13 protein-coding genes are annotated in these 18179 nt (G+C 62.0%); 4 read left to right on the top strand and 9 right to left on the bottom strand.

What is annotated here, in order from left to right; all coding sequences use genetic code 11:
* The first annotated feature begins 300 nt into the window (after positions 1-300).
* Positions 301-1377, top strand: coding sequence for a 4-hydroxyphenylpyruvate dioxygenase (gene hppD, locus APH35_RS10755; protein ID WP_012272143.1), 1077 nt, complete (start codon positions 301-303; stop codon positions 1375-1377).
* 24 nt (positions 1378-1401) lie between these two features.
* Here the strand turns inward: hppD and APH35_RS10750 are convergent, their stop codons facing one another.
* A complete protein-coding gene (locus APH35_RS10750) occupies positions 1402-2208 on the bottom strand; it encodes a CSS-motif domain-containing protein (RefSeq protein WP_012272144.1) in 807 nt (268 codons plus the stop codon).
* Between the two features lie 133 nt (positions 2209-2341).
* A complete protein-coding gene (locus APH35_RS10745) occupies positions 2342-3028 on the bottom strand; it encodes a type 1 glutamine amidotransferase domain-containing protein (protein ID WP_012272145.1) in 687 nt (228 codons plus the stop codon).
* Positions 3029-3118: 90 nt separating this feature from the next.
* Between APH35_RS10745 and APH35_RS10740 the strand changes: the two genes are divergently transcribed.
* Positions 3119-5242: a hybrid sensor histidine kinase/response regulator gene (locus APH35_RS10740; RefSeq protein WP_060514781.1), complete on the top strand. Its 2124-nt coding sequence runs from the start codon at positions 3119-3121 to the stop codon at positions 5240-5242.
* A gap of 6 nt (positions 5243-5248) precedes the next feature.
* On the opposite strand, the gene APH35_RS10735 is transcribed toward APH35_RS10740, so the two are convergent.
* Positions 5249-6865, bottom strand: coding sequence for a response regulator (locus APH35_RS10735; RefSeq protein ID WP_060514773.1), 1617 nt, complete (start codon positions 6863-6865; stop codon positions 5249-5251).
* A gap of 80 nt (positions 6866-6945) precedes the next feature.
* Entirely contained in the window at positions 6946-8001 is a 1056-nt protein-coding gene (locus tag APH35_RS10730; protein ID WP_012272148.1) for a HEAT repeat domain-containing protein, read from the bottom strand.
* Between the two features lie 136 nt (positions 8002-8137).
* On the opposite strand from APH35_RS10730, the gene APH35_RS10725 reads away from it, so the two are divergent.
* A complete protein-coding gene (locus APH35_RS10725) occupies positions 8138-8725 on the top strand; it encodes a TetR/AcrR family transcriptional regulator (protein ID WP_012272149.1) in 588 nt (195 codons plus the stop codon).
* A gap of 119 nt (positions 8726-8844) precedes the next feature.
* Here APH35_RS10725 and APH35_RS10720 read toward each other — a convergent pair whose 3' ends face one another.
* The 5 genes from APH35_RS10720 to APH35_RS10700 form a co-directional block, all read right to left on the bottom strand.
* Entirely contained in the window at positions 8845-10260 is a 1416-nt protein-coding gene (locus tag APH35_RS10720) for an efflux transporter outer membrane subunit (RefSeq protein ID WP_060514772.1), read from the bottom strand.
* Entirely contained in the window at positions 10257-13436 is a 3180-nt protein-coding gene (locus tag APH35_RS10715) for an efflux RND transporter permease subunit (protein WP_012272151.1), read from the bottom strand. The genes APH35_RS10720 and APH35_RS10715 overlap by 4 nt, the downstream gene beginning before the upstream one ends.
* A 12-nt stretch (positions 13437-13448) precedes the next feature.
* A complete protein-coding gene (gene mexE / locus APH35_RS10710; protein WP_012272152.1) occupies positions 13449-14690 on the bottom strand; it encodes a multidrug efflux RND transporter periplasmic adaptor subunit MexE in 1242 nt (413 codons plus the stop codon).
* Positions 14691-14847: 157 nt separating this feature from the next.
* On the bottom strand, positions 14848-16434 hold the full coding sequence (locus tag APH35_RS10705) for a rhodanese-related sulfurtransferase (RefSeq protein ID WP_012272153.1): 1587 nt from the start codon (positions 16432-16434) through the stop codon (positions 14848-14850).
* Entirely contained in the window at positions 16431-17039 is a 609-nt protein-coding gene (locus APH35_RS10700; protein ID WP_012272154.1) for a cysteine dioxygenase, read from the bottom strand. Before APH35_RS10700 ends, APH35_RS10705 begins: the two co-directional genes overlap by 4 nt.
* A gap of 195 nt (positions 17040-17234) precedes the next feature.
* Between APH35_RS10700 and APH35_RS10695 the strand changes: the two genes are divergently transcribed.
* A complete protein-coding gene (locus APH35_RS10695) occupies positions 17235-18170 on the top strand; it encodes an ABC transporter substrate-binding protein (protein WP_012272155.1) in 936 nt (311 codons plus the stop codon).
* Positions 18171-18179: the final 9 nt, after the last annotated feature.

The raw sequence follows: 18179 nt of genomic DNA, 5'->3' as shown, positions 1-18179 counted from the left end.
GCTGACCTGACTACTATGAGGGATAAACGAGAGGATAGCCGTTTGCCTGACCGTGCGAGCAACTAAAACGCGACAAAAATTTTTACGCAATGTAGAATCGGTTTACGAATACAACAATAAGGTCCTTCATTTCCGAAGGATCAAGCCCGCCGAGAATGGGTCCATATGACATACCATGGGTTCAAGCTGATCATAGGTGGCTTCCTCGCTCGCAGCGTGCGGGGCATCCCGTGCTCACCGCCGTTTTTGTTCCGCATCCCACGCAATCAATAATATTTCGCTGCAGATGAGGACACGAACATGGCTGATATCTTCGACAATCCAATGGGCCTGATGGGCTTCGAATTCATCGAACTGGCTTCGCCGACCCCTGGCGTACTTGAGCCGGTCTTCCAGATACTGGGTTTCACCAAGGTGGCTACCCACCGCTCCAAAGATGTGCACCTCTACCGTCAGGGTGGCATCAATCTGATTTTGAACAACGAGCCCAAAAGCATCGCCTCGTATTTCGCGGCTGAGCACGGCCCGTCTGTCTGTGGTATGGCATTCCGTGTACGCAATGCCCATGAAGCTTATGCCCGTGCCCTCGAGCTGGGCGCCCAGCCGGTGGAAATCGAAACGGGTCCGATGGAACTGCGTCTGCCAGCGATCAAGGGTATTGGTGGCGCACCGCTTTACCTGATCGACCGTTTCGAGGAAGGCAGCTCGATCTACGACATCGATTTCAACTTCATCGAAGGCGTGGATCGCAACCCGGTGGGCGCCGGCCTGAAAATCATCGACCACCTCACCCACAACGTCTACCGCGGACGCATGGCCTACTGGGCCGGCTTCTACGAGAAGCTGTTCAACTTCCGTGAAATCCGTTACTTCGATATCAAGGGTGAGTACACCGGCCTGACGTCCAAGGCCATGACCGCTCCTGATGGCATGATCCGCATCCCGCTCAACGAAGAGTCCTCCAAGGGTGCCGGGCAGATCGAAGAGTTCCTGATGCAGTTCAACGGCGAAGGCATCCAGCACGTGGCCTTCCTGACTGATGACCTGCTCAAGACCTGGGATGCCCTGAAGGGCTTCGGTATGCGCTTCATGACCGCGCCACCGCAAACCTACTACGAAATGCTCGAAGAGCGCCTGCCTGGTCACGGCGAGCCGGTCGATCAACTGCAAGCGCGTGGCATCCTTCTCGATGGCGCCTCGCAGCCCGGCGACAAGCGCCTGCTGCTGCAGATTTTCTCGGAAACCTTGCTTGGGCCGGTGTTCTTCGAGTTCATCCAGCGCAAAGGTGACGACGGCTTTGGTGAAGGCAACTTCAAGGCATTGTTCGAATCCATCGAACGGGACCAAGTTCGCCGTGGTGTACTGAGCACCGACTGATGCCGCTCTGGGTAGCGCCTGCCTTCATGGGTTGTTGGCGGCGCTCTCAGGCTTGCAGGAGCGGGTCCTGAACAGGCCCAGATACACGATCAAGCTGGTCGCGATCCCCACCAACATCAACGATGGCAGGATCTGCAGCATGGACTGGCGTATTTCCTGGGCGGTGAAACCCTGTGCATAGCCGCCTTTGATTCTGTATCCATACTTGGCCGACAAGGCGTTGGCCAAGAACTCGGACTGCGAGGGGGGCTGTGCGTCACGGCTATCACCCTTGCTCCAGATATAGCGATCGTCGAACTCCACTACCAGTGTCAGCCCATCCTGAAAAGCATCCAGTTCATTGCGCAGCTGTGAGGCATACGCGGTCACGATTACGCCGACGCCATTGCTTTGCAGGTAGAAGTTGACCAGCAGTTTGCGGCGGTTGTCGGGTTGCCCATAAGACAGTTCGACCTGTTGGCCCGACAGCGTCAAGGACGACAAGTAGTCCATTGAGCCTGAAGCGCTGCTGCAGTAAGCTTCATTGTCCTCCACCAAGGTCAATGACCTGAGCATGGAGCGGCTGACAACCTGGTCCTGTAAAGCGCTTCTGACGTTTTCGCAGGGCTTGCCGGCAAGTGGCAATGCGCGATGGGCAGCCTCGCTCAGCCTGTTCAGCGCCTGATCGATGCTGAACACCGCTTCCCGAACCGAGATGTTCGCGTTTTCCGCAAGTTTCATTTCCAGTTGAACAATCATTACCAGCAAACCGGAAATCACAGGTACAAGGCCCACAGTGGTGAGTAGCAGCAGCTCCCGCATGCGGCGCCCGGCGTGCAAGATTTTCAACATAGGACAAGGGTTCTCCGGCCCGAAGCTGTTCGCGTTGAACAGCTGAGCCTTGAGCCTATGTTTTCAATGAGCTGCCTGCTGTAGTCCGCGTGCAGTCTGCTCGATAGGAAACCAACAAGGTTAATGTAAGGTTTTACTTGCCCTGGAGTTTCGCGAGGACTTTTTCGGCGAGCAGCGCGGTAGAGGCAGGGTTCTGCCCGGTGATCAGTCGACCATCATCGACCACGTATGGCTTCCATGGATCGTCATGCTTGCTGTACACGCCGCCACGGCCACCCAACTCGTTTTCTGTCAGGAATGGCACCACGTTGTCCAACTCGACCAGTTTTTCCTCGATATTGGAAAAGCCGGTTACCTTCCGATCTTTCAGCAGCAGGCTATTGTCGCTGAGCTTGATGTTCAGCAGGCCGACCACACCGTGGCACACTGCGGCAACAATGCCGCCATTTTCGTAGACCTTGCGTGCCAGCTCCTGCAGCGGTTGGTTTTCGGCAAAGTCATACATCACTCCGTGCCCGCCTGTGTAGTAGATGACGCTGTATTCTTCGGCCTTTACCTGGCCAGGGCTAAAGGTGCTGCCCAGGCGATTCATGAAGCCCTTGTCGTCATACCATTGCCAGTCCAGGTCGGGGGCCATCTGCAGGCTGTGTGGGTCGATGGGGATGTAGCCGCCCTGTGGACTGACATAATCGACCGTGTAGCCGGCCTTTTCGACCTTCTCGACAAAGTGCACCGCTTCGCCCAGCCACAGCCCGGTCGCCCGACTCAGCGTCGGATACTTGGCTGTATTGGTCAGTACTACCAGTATTTTCTTGCTCATGACCACGCTCCCGTCGGCAACCTGAATGGGCCGTTGCTCCCTGGCCCGAGGAAAAACCTAATGAGCATAGCTGCCACCAGCCAGGGCGTCATGGTGTGCGATGCATGCTGTGCTAAGTTGAATGAATTCACAGCTGGAGCCACGACATTGGTCGCAAACGGTACGCCACGCGAGCCTGTACCGCAGGCTATACGGCAGTCGCTTGTTTCGTCATCGATCAAGCCGATGGGGGAACGCATCGCCCAGTTCGAGTGGGGGCATACCTCGCTCGGGCCATTGCCGCGCTGGCCGGCTTCATTGCGCATTGCTGTAGACATGATGCACTTGTCGCCGTTCCCGTGTGCGGTGGTCTGGGGGCCTGACCTCTGTGTGGTGCACAACGATGGCTATCGGGCGCTGCGGGCTGTTACCCATGATGCGCTGGGTAAGACGTTCGATGCCCTTTGGCATGATGTCTGGCCAGCAGTGGGGCCTTGGGTGTTCAACGTACTTGAGGGGCGCTCGAGTTTCGTCGAGGACCCACCCCTGCGAATCGTCCGGGGCGAAGGCGCCGAGCCGCTATGGTGCGCGTTCGGTTATGCCCCCCTGCATGATGAACTCGGTAACGTGGCCGGGTTTCTGCATACGGTGATCGAAACCACGGCCAGCGTCGAGGCGCACCGTCACTGGCGTGAGCAGGCGCAGGGATTTGAACGGCAGGTCGAGCGCCATGTGGCCGAGCGCGAGCAGTTCTGGCAGCTGTCGCGCGACGCCATAATGACGATTACCCCGGAACTGAAACTGCATGCCGCCAACCCGGCCTGGCACCGCATTTTGGGATGGCCTCAAGAACAGGTGCAGGACATACCGATACTGGAGCTGGTTCACCCCGCCGATCGTGTCGAAGTGCAAGTGGCAGTGTCGGGGCTACTGCAAGACAGTCATGCGGAACAGATCGAGACCCGTCTGCGCCACCGCGATGGTCACTACCACTGGTTTTGCTGGAGTGCGCGGTTTGATGGCAGCCTTCTGAACGTGGTTGGCCGGGACATTACCGCAGAGCGCGAAGAGGCTGCACGTCAGTCCGAGGTGCTGATGCGCAGCAGCGAGCGTATGGAGGTGGTAGGCCAGTTGGCGGGCGGCATGGGCCATGAAATGAACAACTTGCTGTCCGGTATTGGTGGCAGCCTCGAATTGCTGCAGCGGCGCCTGCAGGACGGGCGCCTGGAGCGAGTGGAGGCCTATGTGGAGGTCGCGCGTGACTCAGTGCAGCGTGCGATGGAACTGACTCATCGCTTGCTTGCGTTTTCTCGCCATCAGCCGTTGGCACCTGGACCGCTGAATTTCAATCGGCAGTTACGTCAGAGCGAGCCGCTGTTATTGCAGGCGCTGGGGGCAGAGATGCGTTTGCACTGGCAACTGGATGTTGCGCACTGGGCGGTGAACTTGGACGTGCGCCAGCTTGAAAATGCGCTGATCAATTTGTGCGCCAATGCCCGTGAGGCATGCCTGGCGCAAGGCAATGTCACCATCAGCAGCGTCAACGAACGGCTGACTGCCTTTTTCCCGGATGAGGGTGGCTTGCCCCCAGGCGACTACGTGGCTTTGCATGTCGAGGACGATGGCCATGGCATGGCGGCGGTAGATATCCCCAGGGCATTTGAACCGTTCTTCACCACCAAACCCGTCGGGCGTGGGTCCGGCCTTGGTTTGTCGATGGTTTATGGCTTTGTCGGCCAGTCGGGCGGGTATGCCTGGATCGAGTCGACCCAGGGAAAGGGCACCAAGGTTTCCATGCTTTTCCCTCGGTGCCATGAGCCGGTACCGGACGAGCTCACGCCGGCACCGCGTCCGCAGCGTATGGCAAGAGGCGAGCGCCTGCTGTTGGTCGATGATGAGCTTAACTTGCGCGCGGTGATGCGCGAATACCTGACTGAGCGTGGTTTCAACGTGACCGACGTGGGCGATGCCAATACTGCGCTGGACCGCTTCCGCTATGGCGGCCCCTTCGATTTGGTAATCACCGACATCGGCCTGCCGGGTGGTTTCAGTGGCCGGCAAGTGGCCAAGGCCATGCGCATGCAACTTGAACAGCAGAAGATTCTGTTTATCACAGGCTATGCGGATCAGCCGATTGAAGCGCAACTGCTCGGCCAGCCGGGCACGGCGTTAATGAACAAACCGTTCTCGTTGGCGGACCTTGCCGACGAAGCGATACGCATGCTTGATGAGTAGGGCGCTTCAGGGCTTGCCAAGAATCTGCGTCACTTGGGCCTGCAACTGCTTCAGTTCGAACGGTTTGCAGATCAGGTGCATGCCCGTGCCCAGGAAGCCCTCACGGGCCATGGCTGTCTCCGCATAGCCGGTGATGAATAGCACTGGCAAGTGCGGTCGCAGGCTGCGAGCAATTTCGGCCAGTTGCCGGCCATTCATGCCGGGCAAGCCAACATCGCTGACCAGCAAGTCTACCGCTTGTGCCGAGCGTAAAACTTTCAAACCCTCGTTGGCATTGGCGGCGCTGTGGCAGGGGAAGCCGTCGTCGCGCAGAGCCTGGCACAGCAGATGGCGCACATCAGGGTCATCTTCGACCACCAAGACATGCCGGCTACAATCGCCTTGTTTGGGAGGCGTTGGGCTGGACGCTCGCCGAGCTTCACCGCGATGGCGGGGCAGGTACAGTTCTACCTGGGTGCCTTGGCCAAGCTCGCTGTGCAGCGTGACATGCCCGTGGGATTGCTTGCTGAAGCCGTACACCATCGACAAGCCGAGCCCGATCCCCTGGCCGGTCGCCTTGGTGCTGAAGAACGGCTCGAAGGCGTGCTCCAGTGTGCTTTGTGCCATGCCCTGGCCGTCGTCGATGATCCGCAGGCGCACATAATCGCCCTCGCGCAGAGCGCCGTCGGCGAATTGCTCGGTGGCGATGTATTGATTGCTCGCCTCGATGCGCAGTAGACCACCACTGGGCATGGCCTCGCAGGCATTGAGCAGCAGGTTGTCCAGGGCTTCGTGCAGCTGCTCGTCGTCTGCCTCCACAGGCCAGAGCCCTTTGGCAACCTGCACCTGCAGGGCTACCGCCGGGCTCACCCGAGCCTTGAGGCGCTTTGCCTGCAGAAGTGTATGCAGGTCGATTCGTTCGTTATGCAGCGATTGTCGGGAAGAGAATGCCAGCAGGCGGTGTGTCAGGCGGGCGGCGCGTGCTACAGCCTCGCGGCCCATGCTCAGCACGCCGTCCAGGCCGTCGCTGCGGCCTTGGTGCAGGCGCCGCTCGATCAGTTCGAAGCTGCCACCAATGCTGGTGAGCAAATTGTTGAAGTCATGGGCGACGCCGCCGGCCAATTGGCCGATGGCTTCCATCTTGCGTACTTGGTAACGGGAGAATTCGCTGTGCTGCTGTTCTTCGTTTGGCGGCTCAAGCTGGGTGTCCAGGCGCTGCTGCAGGCCATGGAGCTGGTCACGTATCAGGTATTGCCTGCGGCGGTTGCGCAGTGCGGACTGGGTCATGTGCAACAGCTGGGCGTGTTCGAAGGGCGCAATCAGCAATGCCAGGTTGCCCACGGGGTGATTAGTCGCGCCAGTGGCTGACCAGGCGCCCTGGGTCACCAGTACGATGGGCAGGTCCGACCAGCTTGGTTGCTGGTCAATATAGGCTTGCAGCGACTCGCATGGGCCATGGCTGAACACTTGTTCGGCAATGATCGCCAAACCTGCGCCTTCGGCCAGGCGCGCCTGCAGGTTGGCCATGTCGACCGCACACAGGCTTTCGATGCCGGCGCGAGCGAGCAGGTTCGAGGTGTCCGCCGCCAACGGCGGGGGTGCCAGAATCAACGCACGTTGATCCAGCGTCAACGAACTGGCCAAAACGGCTCTCCTGTAGGGTGGCCTGTTATCCACTGGACCCCGGGCACTGGCACGGGGTTCAACAATAAATCAGGAATGGCCTACAGGCCCTGTTGCAATACGGGATCGTCCGGGTTCTGGCGTTCCAGTTCGGCCAGCAGTACCTGCACATTCTGCAGTTGGCCGGATTCTTTCCAGTACTGAATCAGCAATACCCGCGCCCGACGATTGGCGGGTTGCCGATTGAGCACGGTTTCCAGTTGCTTCTGCGCGGCATCGAGTTGCTCCAGTTCGTGCAGGGTAACCGCCAGCGTATAGCGATAGTCTGTGTTGTCCGGGTCAAGTTCGACGGCGCGGGAAAGGGCCAGCAAGGCATATTCGCGCTGCTCGTGGCGGTTCAGCCAAAGCCCGAGTTCGTACTGCAGAAAGGCCGAGTCAGGGCTCAACGTCAAGGCTTTGCCCAGTACTTGGCGTGAGGCGTCGTGATGGCCCTGGCGTTCCAGCAGGCGCACTTGAGTGGCCAGCGCGTCGAGGTTGCCGGGGTCAACCGCCAGCGCGCGTTGCAGTGCTGTGGAGGCCTGGGTGTAGTCGTTTTCATGCAGGTACAGGCGCGCCAGGTGCACCTGCGCGTCGGCATCCTCGGGTTGCTGTTCCAGGGCTTGCTGGTATTGCTCAAGGGCTGCCTGAAGCGGGCCGAAGTACAGGCCGATGGCGTCGGGATCGAGGCCTAGCAGGGCATCCACGGCGGCAAAGCGCACGCTTTGGTCGTCATCGTCCAGCAGCGGGCCGAGTACCAGGCTGCGCTGCGCCGCCGGCAGCAGGCGACGGATACCCGCAATGGCCGCACGACGCACCAGCGGGTCGCCATGCTCCAGGTCCTGGCTGGCGAGTTTCAATGCCTGCGGCGAGGGGTAGTTGGGCAACTCTGTGTACAGCGCCGCACGGCGGATGGCGGGCAGGTCGTTACGTTGTAATTGCTGGTACAGCACCCGTGCTGCTCCAGGCTGACCGTCGTGTGCCTGGCGTAGCGCCTTGGTGTAGCTGTGTGCCGGCAAGGTAGGCTGCGCGGGCGGGGCGTCACGCCACAGGTAGCCGAACAGGGCCAATACCACAATCGACGACAGTAGGGCGATCAGGTAGCGGTTGCGTCTGGGCATCTGACGATCCGTGGCGGCGGGAAGGGCAGAGCTTGGGCCAGCCGGGGGGTAATTGCAACCGAACCGAACAGGCTGCTTGCCACGGGCCAGGCCTGCGTGGTGACATTACGTGCATTGCGTATGTAAGGAGAGACACATGGTTCGCCGCACCCGTGCCGAGATGGAAGAAACCCGCGCCACGCTGTTGGCAACCGCCCGCCAGTGCTTCACTGCGCTGGGTTATGCGGACACCTCCATGGATGACCTCACCGCACAGGCGGGGCTGACTCGAGGGGCGCTTTATCATCATTTTGGTGACAAGCAAGGCTTGTTGACTGCGGTGGTGGAGCAGATCGACGCCGAGATGGACCAGCGCCTGCAAGCAATTTCGGAGGCGGCCGAAGATGCCTGGGAGGGCTTTCGCCAACGTTGTCGGGTTTACCTGGAAATGGCCTTGGAGCCGGAGATTCAGCGCATTGTGTTGCGTGACGCCAAAGCGGTGCTCGGCGGGGCTTCGCCGGGTTCGCAACGGCAGTGCATTGCGTCGATGCAACGGTTGATCGCAGACCTCATGCAGCAGGGCGTCATTGCCGAAGCCGACCCACAGGCGTTGGCATCGTTGATTTACGGGAGCCTGGCGGAAGCCGCCTGCTGGATTGCACAGGGGGAAGACGGCCAAGGCCGGCTGTTGAAGGGTTTGAACGCACTGGAGTTGCTGTTGCGGGGCGTGTTGAACAAGGCCTGAGCGCTGCGTACCGAGCCTCGGCCCCCGATGCTGTCGGGCATAAAAAAGCCCCGCGGGCCAAGGCCTGCGGGGCAAACGGTTGGGGGAGGAACCAACCAAAGGAGTCGTTGAAACGGGGGTCAGTGGGCGCTGGCAACGGTCTCCGGTTGCCAGCCACCGCCCAGGGCCTTGTAGATCGAGACGATGCCGCGGTAGAGCTCAACCTCACCCTGGGCCTGTGCATCTTCAGCGCTCAGCCGTTCGCGCTCGGCATCGAGCAGTACCAGGTAATCCACCGTACCCTCGCGATAGCGAATCGAGGCCAGCTCCGCCGCCTTGCGGCTGGCGTCGCTCTGACGCATCAGCGACAACAGCCGTTGCTGGGTTTTGTCGTAATCGCTGAAGGCGTTGGCCGACTCTTCCAGGGCCAGCAGTACTTGCTGCTCGTAGTTGGCCAATGCCCCTTCGGCATCGGCCTTGGCGCCGCGCAGGCGGGCCCGCACGCTGCCCAGGTCGAAGGCCGCCCAGGTAATGCTCGGGCCCAGCGCCCAGGCGTTGGCCGCCGAGGAGCCGATCTGCGAGCCGCGCGCGGCGGTAAAACCGAGGAAGCCGCTGAGGCTGACCCGCGGGAACAGGTCGGCGGTGGCCACGCCCACGTTGGCGGTGGCGGCCGCCAGCTGGCGTTCGGCGCTGCGGATGTCCGGGCGGCGGCGCAGCAACTCACCCGGGTCACCCACCGGCAGCGCCTTGGCGATGGCCGGCAGGGCTTTGGGCGACAGGTCTACGCTGAGCGCGTCAGGGCGTTGGCCGAGCAGGGTGGCGATGCGGTGCCGCGCCCGTGCCTGTTCGGCCTGCAGTTGCGGCACGGTGGCTTCGACCCCGGCCAGGCGCGCATCGGCACGCACCACGTCAAGGTCGTTGCCCACGCCGGCATCGCGCAGGGTTTCGGTGATAGTGCGCGATTCCTGCTGGGTCTTGAGGTTGGCCAGGGCGATTTTTTCGCGTAACTGGGCACCGCGCAATTGCCCGTAGGCATCGACCAGTTCGGCGATCAGGCTGACTTGCAACTGCTGCAGGTCGGCGGCGGCTACCGCTTCCTGGGCTTCGCTGGCTTCGATCTGGCGCTGGATGCGGCCGAACAGGTCAAGCTCCCAGGCCATGTCCAGGCCCAGGTCGTAGCGCTCGCTGTTCACCCGCTGGGTGGTCTGGCCTGGGATCTGGCCCTTGCCGATGTCGCTGCTGGCGCGGCTGGTGACCACCGGGAACTGATCGTTCTCAGCGTCTTCACGGATCGAGCGGGCCGACTTCAGGCGGGCGAAGGCCACGCGCAAATCACGGTTGCCGTCCAGCGAAGCCTGCACCAGCTGGTTCAGCACCGGGTCGTCGAACTGCTTCCACCACAGGCTCTCGAAGCGGCTTCGGTCGTAGGCCTTGGCCTGCACATCGCTGGCCAGCTGCGCAGGCTCGGTAGCGGGGGCCTGGTAGTCCGGGCCTACCGCACAGGCCGCCAGGGCCAGTGCCAGCAGGCTTGGGGTCAGGGGTTTGAGCAGGTTCATGCATGGTTCTCCAGCACTTGAACGCGTTCGGCCTTGCGGGCCTGGCGACGCTCGACGAAACGGCGGATCAGGAAGAAGAACACCGGGGTCAGGAACAGGCCGAACACGGTCACCCCGATCATCCCCGAGAACACCGCCACACCCATGGCATGGCGCATTTCGGAACCTGCACCGGAGCTGAACACCAGCGGCACCACACCCATGATGAAGGCGATCGACGTCATGAGGATCGGCCGCAGGCGCAGGCGGCAGGCTTCCAGCACCGCAGCCAGCGGGTCGAGGCCCTTGGCCTGTTCATCCTTGGCGAACTCGACGATCAGAATCGCGTTCTTGCACGCCAGGCCCACCAGTACGATCAGGCCGATCTGGGTGAAGATGTTGTTGTCGCCACCCGACACGATCACACCGGTGATGGCCGACAGCAGGGTCATCGGTACGATCAGGATCACCGCCAGCGGCAAGCTCCAGCTTTCGTACTGGGCAGCCAGTACCAGGAACGCCAGCAGTACGCACAGCGGGAACACCAGCAGTGCAGTATTGCCCGAGAGAATCTGCTGGTAAGTCAGGTCGGTCCACTCGAAGGTCATGCCGTTGGGCAGTTCCTCTTTCAGCAGCTTCTCGATGGCGGCTTCGGCCTGGCCAGAGCTGTAGCCCGGCGCTGCGGCCCCGTTGATTTCGGCTGTGATGAAACCGTTGTAGTGCATGACGCGGTCTGGCCCGGAGGTATCGCTGACCTTGAGGAAGGTCGCCAGCGGGATCATCTCGCCCAGGTTGTTGCGCACCTTCAACTGGCCGATCTGCTCGGCATCGAGGCGGAACTGTTGCTCGGCCTGGACGTTGACCTGATAGGTGCGGCCAAAACGGTTGAAGTCGTTGGTGTACAGCGAGCCCAGGTAAACCTGCAGGGTGTCGAAGATGTCTGTGATCGCCACACCGTGGGTCTTGGCCTTTTCCCGGTCGATGGCGGCATCGACCTGCGGCACGTTGACCTGGTAGCTGGTGAACAGGCCTGCCAGCTCGGGTACGTTGTGGCTCTTGGCGATGATGTTCTGGGTTTCCTTGTACAGCGCTTCGTAGCCCAGGTTGCCACGGTCTTCGATTTGCAGGCGGAAGCCGCCAATCGTGCCCAGGCCCTGTACCGGCGGCGGTGGGAAGATGGCGATGTAAGCGTCCTGGATGTCGGCGAATTGGGCATTCAGCGCGGCTGCAATGGCTGCCGCCGACTGGCTCGGGTCCTTGCGCTCATCAAACGGCTTGAGCGGGGTGAACACGATGCCGCTGTTCGGGCTGTTGGTGAAACCGTTGATCGACAAGCCTGGGAACGCCACCGAGTCTGCAACGCCAGGTTGTTTCAGGGCGATTTCGCTCATGCGCTTGATCACCGCCTCGGTGCGGTCGAGGCTGGCGGCGTCCGGCAGTTGGGCGAAGGCTACCAGGTACTGCTTGTCCTGGGCCGGCACGAAACCGGTCGGGGTGGACGAGAAGCCGAGGTAGGTCAGGCCCATCAGGCCGGCATACACGAACAGGGCGATGCCGCTGGAGCGAATGACTCGGCGCACGCCGCCGACGTAGCGGTGGCTGGCACGGTCGAAGAAACGGTTGAACGGGGCGAACAGCCAACTGCCCAGCAGTTTGTCGAGGAACCGCGAGAAACGGTCCTTGGGTGCATGGTGGTCCTTCAGCAGCACGGCAGCCAGGGCCGGCGACAAGGTCAGCGAGTTGAACGCCGAGATCACAGTGGAAATGGCGATAGTCAAGGCGAACTGCTTGTAGAACTGCCCGGTAAGGCCAGAGATGAACGCGGCCGGCACGAACACCGCGCACAACACCAGCGCGGTGGCGATGATCGGCCCAGTCACTTCGCTCATGGCCTTCTGCGTGGCTTCCAGGGGTTTCAGCCCGAGCCCGATGTTACGTTCGACGTTCTCCACCACGACGATGGCATCGTCCACCACGATACCGATGGCAAGCACCAGCCCGAATAGCGATAGCGCATTGAGCGAGAAGCCGAACAGGTGCATCACCGCAAACGTACCGATCAGCGACACCGGTACTGCCAGCAGCGGGATGATCGAAGCGCGCCAGGTCTGCAGGAACAGGATCACCACCAGCACGACCAGCACCAGGGCTTCGAACAGGGTGTGCACCACCGCTTCGATGGAGCCGCGCACGAAGATGGTCGGGTCATAGACGATGCTGTAGTCCATCCCTTCCGGGAAGTCCTTCTTCAGCTCGGCCATTTTCGCCCGTACTTCGTCGGAGATCTCGATGGCGTTGGAGCCTGGGCGCTGGAAGATCGGGATGGCCACCGCCGGCTGGTTGTTCAGCAGCGAGCGCAAGGCGTACTGGCTGGAGCCAAGTTCGACCCGGGCGATGTCTTTGAGGCGGGTAATTTCGCCATCGGCACCGGCGCGGATGATGATGTTTTCGAACTCTTCCTCATTGACCAGACGGCCTTGGGTGTTGATCGACAGCTGGAAGCTGGTGGAGCCGGGGGCGGGCGGGGCGCCCAGCTGGCCAGCGGCTACCTGGCGGTTCTGCTCGCGGATCGCGGCCACTACATCACTGGCAGTCAGGTTGCGCGAAGCGGTCTTGTTCGGGTCCAGCCACACGCGTAGCGAGTAGTCGCCCATGCCAAACAGCTGCACGTCGCCTACACCACCCAGACGCGCCAACTCGTCCTTGATGTTGAGGATGGCGTAGTTGGACAGGTAAAGCATGTCGTAGCGGTTATCCGGCGAGGTCAGGTGCACGACCATGGTCAGGTCGGGCGAGGCCTTGTCGACGGTGATACCGATACGGGTCACTTCCTCGGGCAGTTTGGGCTGGGTACGCGTGACGCGGTTCTGCACCTGCACCTGAGCGTTGTCCAGGTCGGTCCCCAGGGCGAAGGTGATGGTCAGCGTCAGCTTGCCGTCAGCAGTGGACTGGGAGGACATGTACAGCATGTTCTCCACACCGGTAATGGCCTGCTCCAGCGGCGCGGCAACGGTTTCGCCAATGACCTTGGGGTTGGCACCGGGGAAGTTGGCGCGCACCACCACGGTGGGTGGCACCACTTCGGGGTATTCGCTGATCGGCAGCTGGAACAGCGAGATGGAACCCGCAATCAGCAGCACCAGCGACAGCACCGCGGCGAAGATCGGCCGGGTAATGAAGAATTTCGAGAAGTTCATCGGTAGGTTCCCTTAACCGCGTGGCGCCTGGGCGCTGGCGACTTTCACGTTGTTGCCCGCCACCTTCGGCGCCGGGTTGCTGGCCTCCAGGGCCTGGCGCTGCTGGGCGAGGGCGGCGAGGGTCTGTTCGCTGGCCATTGGCGTTTCTTCTGGGGTGACCGGCGAGCCAGGGCGCACGCGCTGCAGGCCCTTGACCACGATGCGGTCGTCCTTGCCAAGGCCGCTGCGCACGATGCGCAGGCCTTCCAGCTTCGGCCCCAGCTCCACGGCGCGGTAGGCGGCCTTGTTGTCCTTGTCCATGACCAGTACGAACTTCTTGCCAAGGTCGGTGCCTACGGCTTCGTCGTTGATCAGTACGGCGTCGTACTGGGCGCTGCCGACCAGCTTCAGACGCGCATACAGCCCAGGGGTGAACTGGCCGTCGCTGTTGTCGAACACCGCACGGCCACGGATGGTGCCGGTGCGCGGGTTGACCTGGTTGTCGACGAAGTTCATCTGGCCCAAGTGCGGGTTGCCGGTTTCGCTGGTCAGGCCCAGGTACACCGGGGTGCTCTGGCCACGCTGGCCTTCGCGGGCCAGCTGGGTGTACTTGAGGTAAACGCGCTCGTCGGCGTCGAAGTAGGCATAGACCTTGTCGGTGGACACCACGCTGGTCAGCGGGGTGACATCGGCGCTGACGATGTTGCCTGCGGTGAACTGGGCGCGGCTGACGCGGCCGCTGATGGGTGCGGTGACGCGGGTGAAGCTGAGGTTCAGGCGTGCCAGGTCGAGTTGAGCCTGGATCGCATCGACCCCGGCGCGGGCTTCGGCGGCGGCGCTGCTGCGCGATTCGGCCAGTTCGGCGGAAATGGCATTGCTGTCACGCAGACGCTCGCCACGGCGGGCCTCGTTGGCGCTGCGGATGGCGGTGGCCTTGGCTTGTTGCAACTGCGCTTCGAGGCGGCGGACTTCTGCCTGGAACGGGCGCGGGTCGATCTGGAACAGCAGGTCGCCTTTCTTGACCTGGGCGCCTTCAGTGAAGGCTACCTGGTCGATCTGGCCGGAGACCCGTGGGCGCACCTCTACGGTTTCCGGTGCTTCGAGGCGGCCGGTGAACTCGTCCCATTCGTTGATCGGTTGTTCGATCACCTTGGCAACGGTGACTTTCGGCGCGGCGGGAGCCTGCACGGCGTCGGGGGTTCGACCGCAAGCGCTGATCACCACCACTGCCAGGGCAGCGAGGGGAAAGCGCAAGGGTTTGAGTGATTGTTCCATGGAGAACTCCGCCAATGTATTAGTAGTGGGCGGAGTGTGAGTGTGTTGCGCGTGAGGCACGAATCGAACGAGACGAAGGTTATTATCACGCTGAATGATATGTGCGGATCAATCATCGATGGCGGGCATGGTTGGGGCGCAGAGCGCCCCGGCAATCTCAGCTCAATACGCTGAACCCATGGGTGCCATCGCGCTCCAGTTGGGCAATCAACCCGAACTCCCAATCCAGATATCCCTGCATGGCTTCGCGTGGGTTATCAGTGCCTTCATAAGGCCGGCGATAGCGGTCGGTTCGCGCAACCGCCAGGTGGGTTTCGCCACTGTCCAAGGGTTTGCCTGCCGCAATCCAGCGCGCAGTACCGCCGTCCAGTACATACACCGGGGTTTGCGTAAGTGCTTGCAAGTCTACCGCCGCAAAGCGTGCCAGCAGGCTGCTGCCGCAGGTCAGCACATAGCGCTCGGCAACCGGCAACTGCTCCAGCACCTGCGGTAATTGCGCACGGATCGCCCAATGGGCGCCTGGAATGTGGCGTTTGACGTAGTTGGCACTGCTGGTGAAGTCCAGCAGCACGGTGCCTGGCGCTTGCAGCCAGTCATGCAGTTGCTCGACGCCGATTTCGGTGACTGCGGGTAGTGCAGGCTGCGGTGCCTGCCAATCGCCGGTCTCGCTGAAGTCCGCCACCGACAGACCATCGAGCACCCCTACCTGCCAGCCCATTTGCGCCAGCCACGAGGCGCTCATGTTGGCCCGTACGCCATCGTCATCCACCAGCACGATGCGCGCCCCGCGCACGCTGGCGACATGGTCGGTTTCCTGCACCAGTTGCCCGCCTGGCACACTGCGGCTGGCCGGTAGGTGGCCATGGGCGTATTCCTCAGGCGTGCGCACATCGAACAGGTAGGTAGTACGGCGGCTATCGGCCTGCCAGGTGGCCAGCGTTTCGCGCGTCAGGCGCAGCACACCGGCACGGTCGGCTACATGGCGTGCACGCTGAGCGGCGTCGATGCGGGTGGTATCGCTGACCGCTGCAAAACGGCGCTCCTGGCCGTGAGCCAGGGTTTGCCCGGCCAGGGTCCAGCCGATGGTGCCGTTGCGCAGGGCGGCCACCGGGTTGGGGATGCCGGCGTTGACCAGCGACTGGGTGCCGATGATGCTGCGGGTGCGCCCGGCGCAGTTGACGATGACTTGGGTGGCGGGGCTGGGCGCCAGTTCGGCAACCCGTAGCACCAGCTCGGCGCCCGGCACGCTGATGCCTCCAGGAATGCTCATGGTCTGGTATTCGTCGAAGCGGCGGGCGTCGAGCACCACCACATCGGCTTTGGCGTCCAGCAGCGCTTGCACGTGTTCGGCCGCCAGCGATGGGGTGTGGCGCACGCTTTCGACCAGCTCGCCAAAGGCCTTGCTCGGCACATTGACGTCACGGAACAGCTCGCCACCGGCTGCGCGCCAGCCGGCCAGGCCACCTTCGAGCACTGCAACATCGCTGTAGCCCAGTGCCACCAGGCGTTCGGCCGCCAGAGCAACCAGCCCTTCGCCGTCGTCATACACCGTGAGGGGGGTGTCACGGCGGGGCACGCGGGCGAAAATTTCCAGCTCCAGTTTCGACAATGGGAGGTTGGCGGCGAACAGTGGGTGTGCTTGGGCGAACGGGTCTTCCTCGCGCACATCGATCAGTGCCAGTTCTTCATGGGCCAGCAGGGCTTGGCGAATGGCGTGATAGGAACGGGTGGCAACGGTGCTCATGGGGCAGGGTTCTCTTTGGACAAGTCCCAGATGTTGGGCAGAAGGTGGTTGGAGTAGCCGGAAATGAACGCTTTTTCGGTGCCATCGGGCAGGTAAACCGCCCGGCTGACGGCGCCAATGTTGGCGCCGTACACGTGAATACTGATCGACACCCGGTCACCGAAGGCATTGCTGACCTGGTGGATATCGCCGATGCGGGGCGAAACAGCCTCGACGTGGCCGGGATCGATACGCACAGGCTCGCCCGCCGGCAGCAAGGCGCCCTGTTCGCTACGGGTGAAGCCTTGCGAGTATTCGGCGCCACGCAGCATGCCGATCAGGCCCCATACCCGGTGGTCGTGAATCGGCGTCTGCTGGCCGGGCCCCCAGACGAAACTGACGATGGAAAAGCGCTGGCGCGAATCGCAGTGCAGCAGATATTGCTGATAGCGGGCTGGATCTGGCTGCGCCAATGCCTCTGGTAGCCAGTCGTCATGCGCGACCAGGCTGCGCAGCAGGCCCTGACCTTGGTCGAGGAGTGTGGCTTCGTCGGTTTCCCGGTCCAGCAGTTGCGAAAGGGCGTCGATGAAGTGTCGCAAGCGCTCGAAGCGTAGGGGTTGGCTCATGGTTCAGGCTCGGCTGGCGGTTTTGCTTAACCCTAGCAAATGCGCTAAATATTCTCAAAAGTAAAAATATGCATAAGCTAATATGCATAAAATGCATTTACAGATTGCCCCGATCTGTTTTCAAATGAACGTACAACCTACGAGACCGCACGCGCGGATCGGCCTTATGTACCCCGACGGTACCTGGAGACGAACGTGCGATACCTCAAGCAATTGGCCGCCGGTGTGCTGGCCAGCTCCCTAAGCCTGGCCGCCGCTGCACAAACCCTGGTGGTCGGCGACCAGAGCTTCAATGCCCGTGCCGTGATGGAAGCAGCCGGTGTGCTCGAAGACCTGCCGTATACCCTCGAATGGAAGCAATTTACCGCCGGTTCGCCGGTGGCCGAGGCGCTGAATGTGGGCAGCCTGGACATCGGCTTGCTGGGCGATGCGCCGCCGTTGTTCCTCGGGGCATTGGGCGCGCCGATCAAGGTGATCGCGGTCAGCCGGCAGAACCTCGATGGCGTGGCCATCCTGGCACGCAAGGACTCGAACATTCACAGCCTCGAAGACTTGCGCGGCAAGCGCGCAGCGATCTGGAAGGGCTCGTGGAGCCAGCAGTTGCTGTTCAGCGCGCTGGACAAGGCTGCCGTGCCGCGTGATGCCCTGGAGCTGCGCTACCTCAGTGCCCTGGACGCCTCGCATGCCCTGGATGGTGGCTCGGTGGACGTAATCGCCACCTGGGAGCCTTATGTCACCCAACAGGAGCGCCAAGGGGCGCGGGTGCTGGCCACGGCCGAAGGGCTGATCCCGGCACAGAGCTTCGTGGTGGCCAACGCCAAGGCGGTAGAGGCCAAGCGGGCGCAGATCAGCGATTTTCTCCAGCGCCTGAAAAAGGCCCGTGACTGGACCTTGAGCGACCCGGCGCATACCGAAGCCTATGCCGATGCCTGGGCCAAGCGCACCCGCGCCGACCGCGATATTGCCCGTGCCTGGTTTGCCCGTGCGCGCACCGATGTGGCACCGCTGAACCCGCAGGTGATCGTGGATGCGCAGAAAACCGTGGACTTCTTTGCCGGGCTGGGGCTGATCAAGGGTTACCCGGCGGCGAGCCTGTTCGATACCTCGTTCGCGCCAGCGTTCGAGCATTGATTTCACCTG

This window comes from Pseudomonas sp. NBRC 111132, from assembly GCF_001320565.1.
GTDB classification, from domain to species: domain Bacteria; phylum Pseudomonadota; class Gammaproteobacteria; order Pseudomonadales; family Pseudomonadaceae; genus Aquipseudomonas; species Aquipseudomonas putida_P.
This window is presented reverse-complemented; position numbering and strand designations above follow the sequence as displayed.

What these genes read in the sequence shown, in the direction of transcription:
- APH35_RS10740 (WP_060514781.1), top strand. Translation starts at nt 3,119, where the DNA reads ATGGTGTGCGATGCATGCTGTGCTAAGTTGAATGAATTCACAGCTGGA.
- APH35_RS10700 (WP_012272154.1), bottom strand. Translation starts at nt 17,039, where the DNA reads ATGAGCCAACCCCTACGCTTCGAGCGCTTGCGACACTTCATCGACGCC.
- APH35_RS10715 (WP_012272151.1), bottom strand. Translation starts at nt 13,436, where the DNA reads ATGAACTTCTCGAAATTCTTCATTACCCGGCCGATCTTCGCCGCGGTG.
- APH35_RS10730 (WP_012272148.1), bottom strand. Translation starts at nt 8,001, where the DNA reads ATGCCCAGACGCAACCGCTACCTGATCGCCCTACTGTCGTCGATTGTG.
- APH35_RS10720 (WP_060514772.1), bottom strand. Translation starts at nt 10,260, where the DNA reads ATGAACCTGCTCAAACCCCTGACCCCAAGCCTGCTGGCACTGGCCCTG.
- APH35_RS10745 (WP_012272145.1), bottom strand. Translation starts at nt 3,028, where the DNA reads ATGAGCAAGAAAATACTGGTAGTACTGACCAATACAGCCAAGTATCCG.
- hppD (WP_012272143.1), top strand. Translation starts at nt 301, where the DNA reads ATGGCTGATATCTTCGACAATCCAATGGGCCTGATGGGCTTCGAATTC.
- APH35_RS10750 (WP_012272144.1), bottom strand. Translation starts at nt 2,208, where the DNA reads ATGTTGAAAATCTTGCACGCCGGGCGCCGCATGCGGGAGCTGCTGCTA.
- APH35_RS10705 (WP_012272153.1), bottom strand. Translation starts at nt 16,434, where the DNA reads ATGAGCACCGTTGCCACCCGTTCCTATCACGCCATTCGCCAAGCCCTG.
- APH35_RS10725 (WP_012272149.1), top strand. Translation starts at nt 8,138, where the DNA reads ATGGTTCGCCGCACCCGTGCCGAGATGGAAGAAACCCGCGCCACGCTG.
- mexE (WP_012272152.1), bottom strand. Translation starts at nt 14,690, where the DNA reads ATGGAACAATCACTCAAACCCTTGCGCTTTCCCCTCGCTGCCCTGGCA.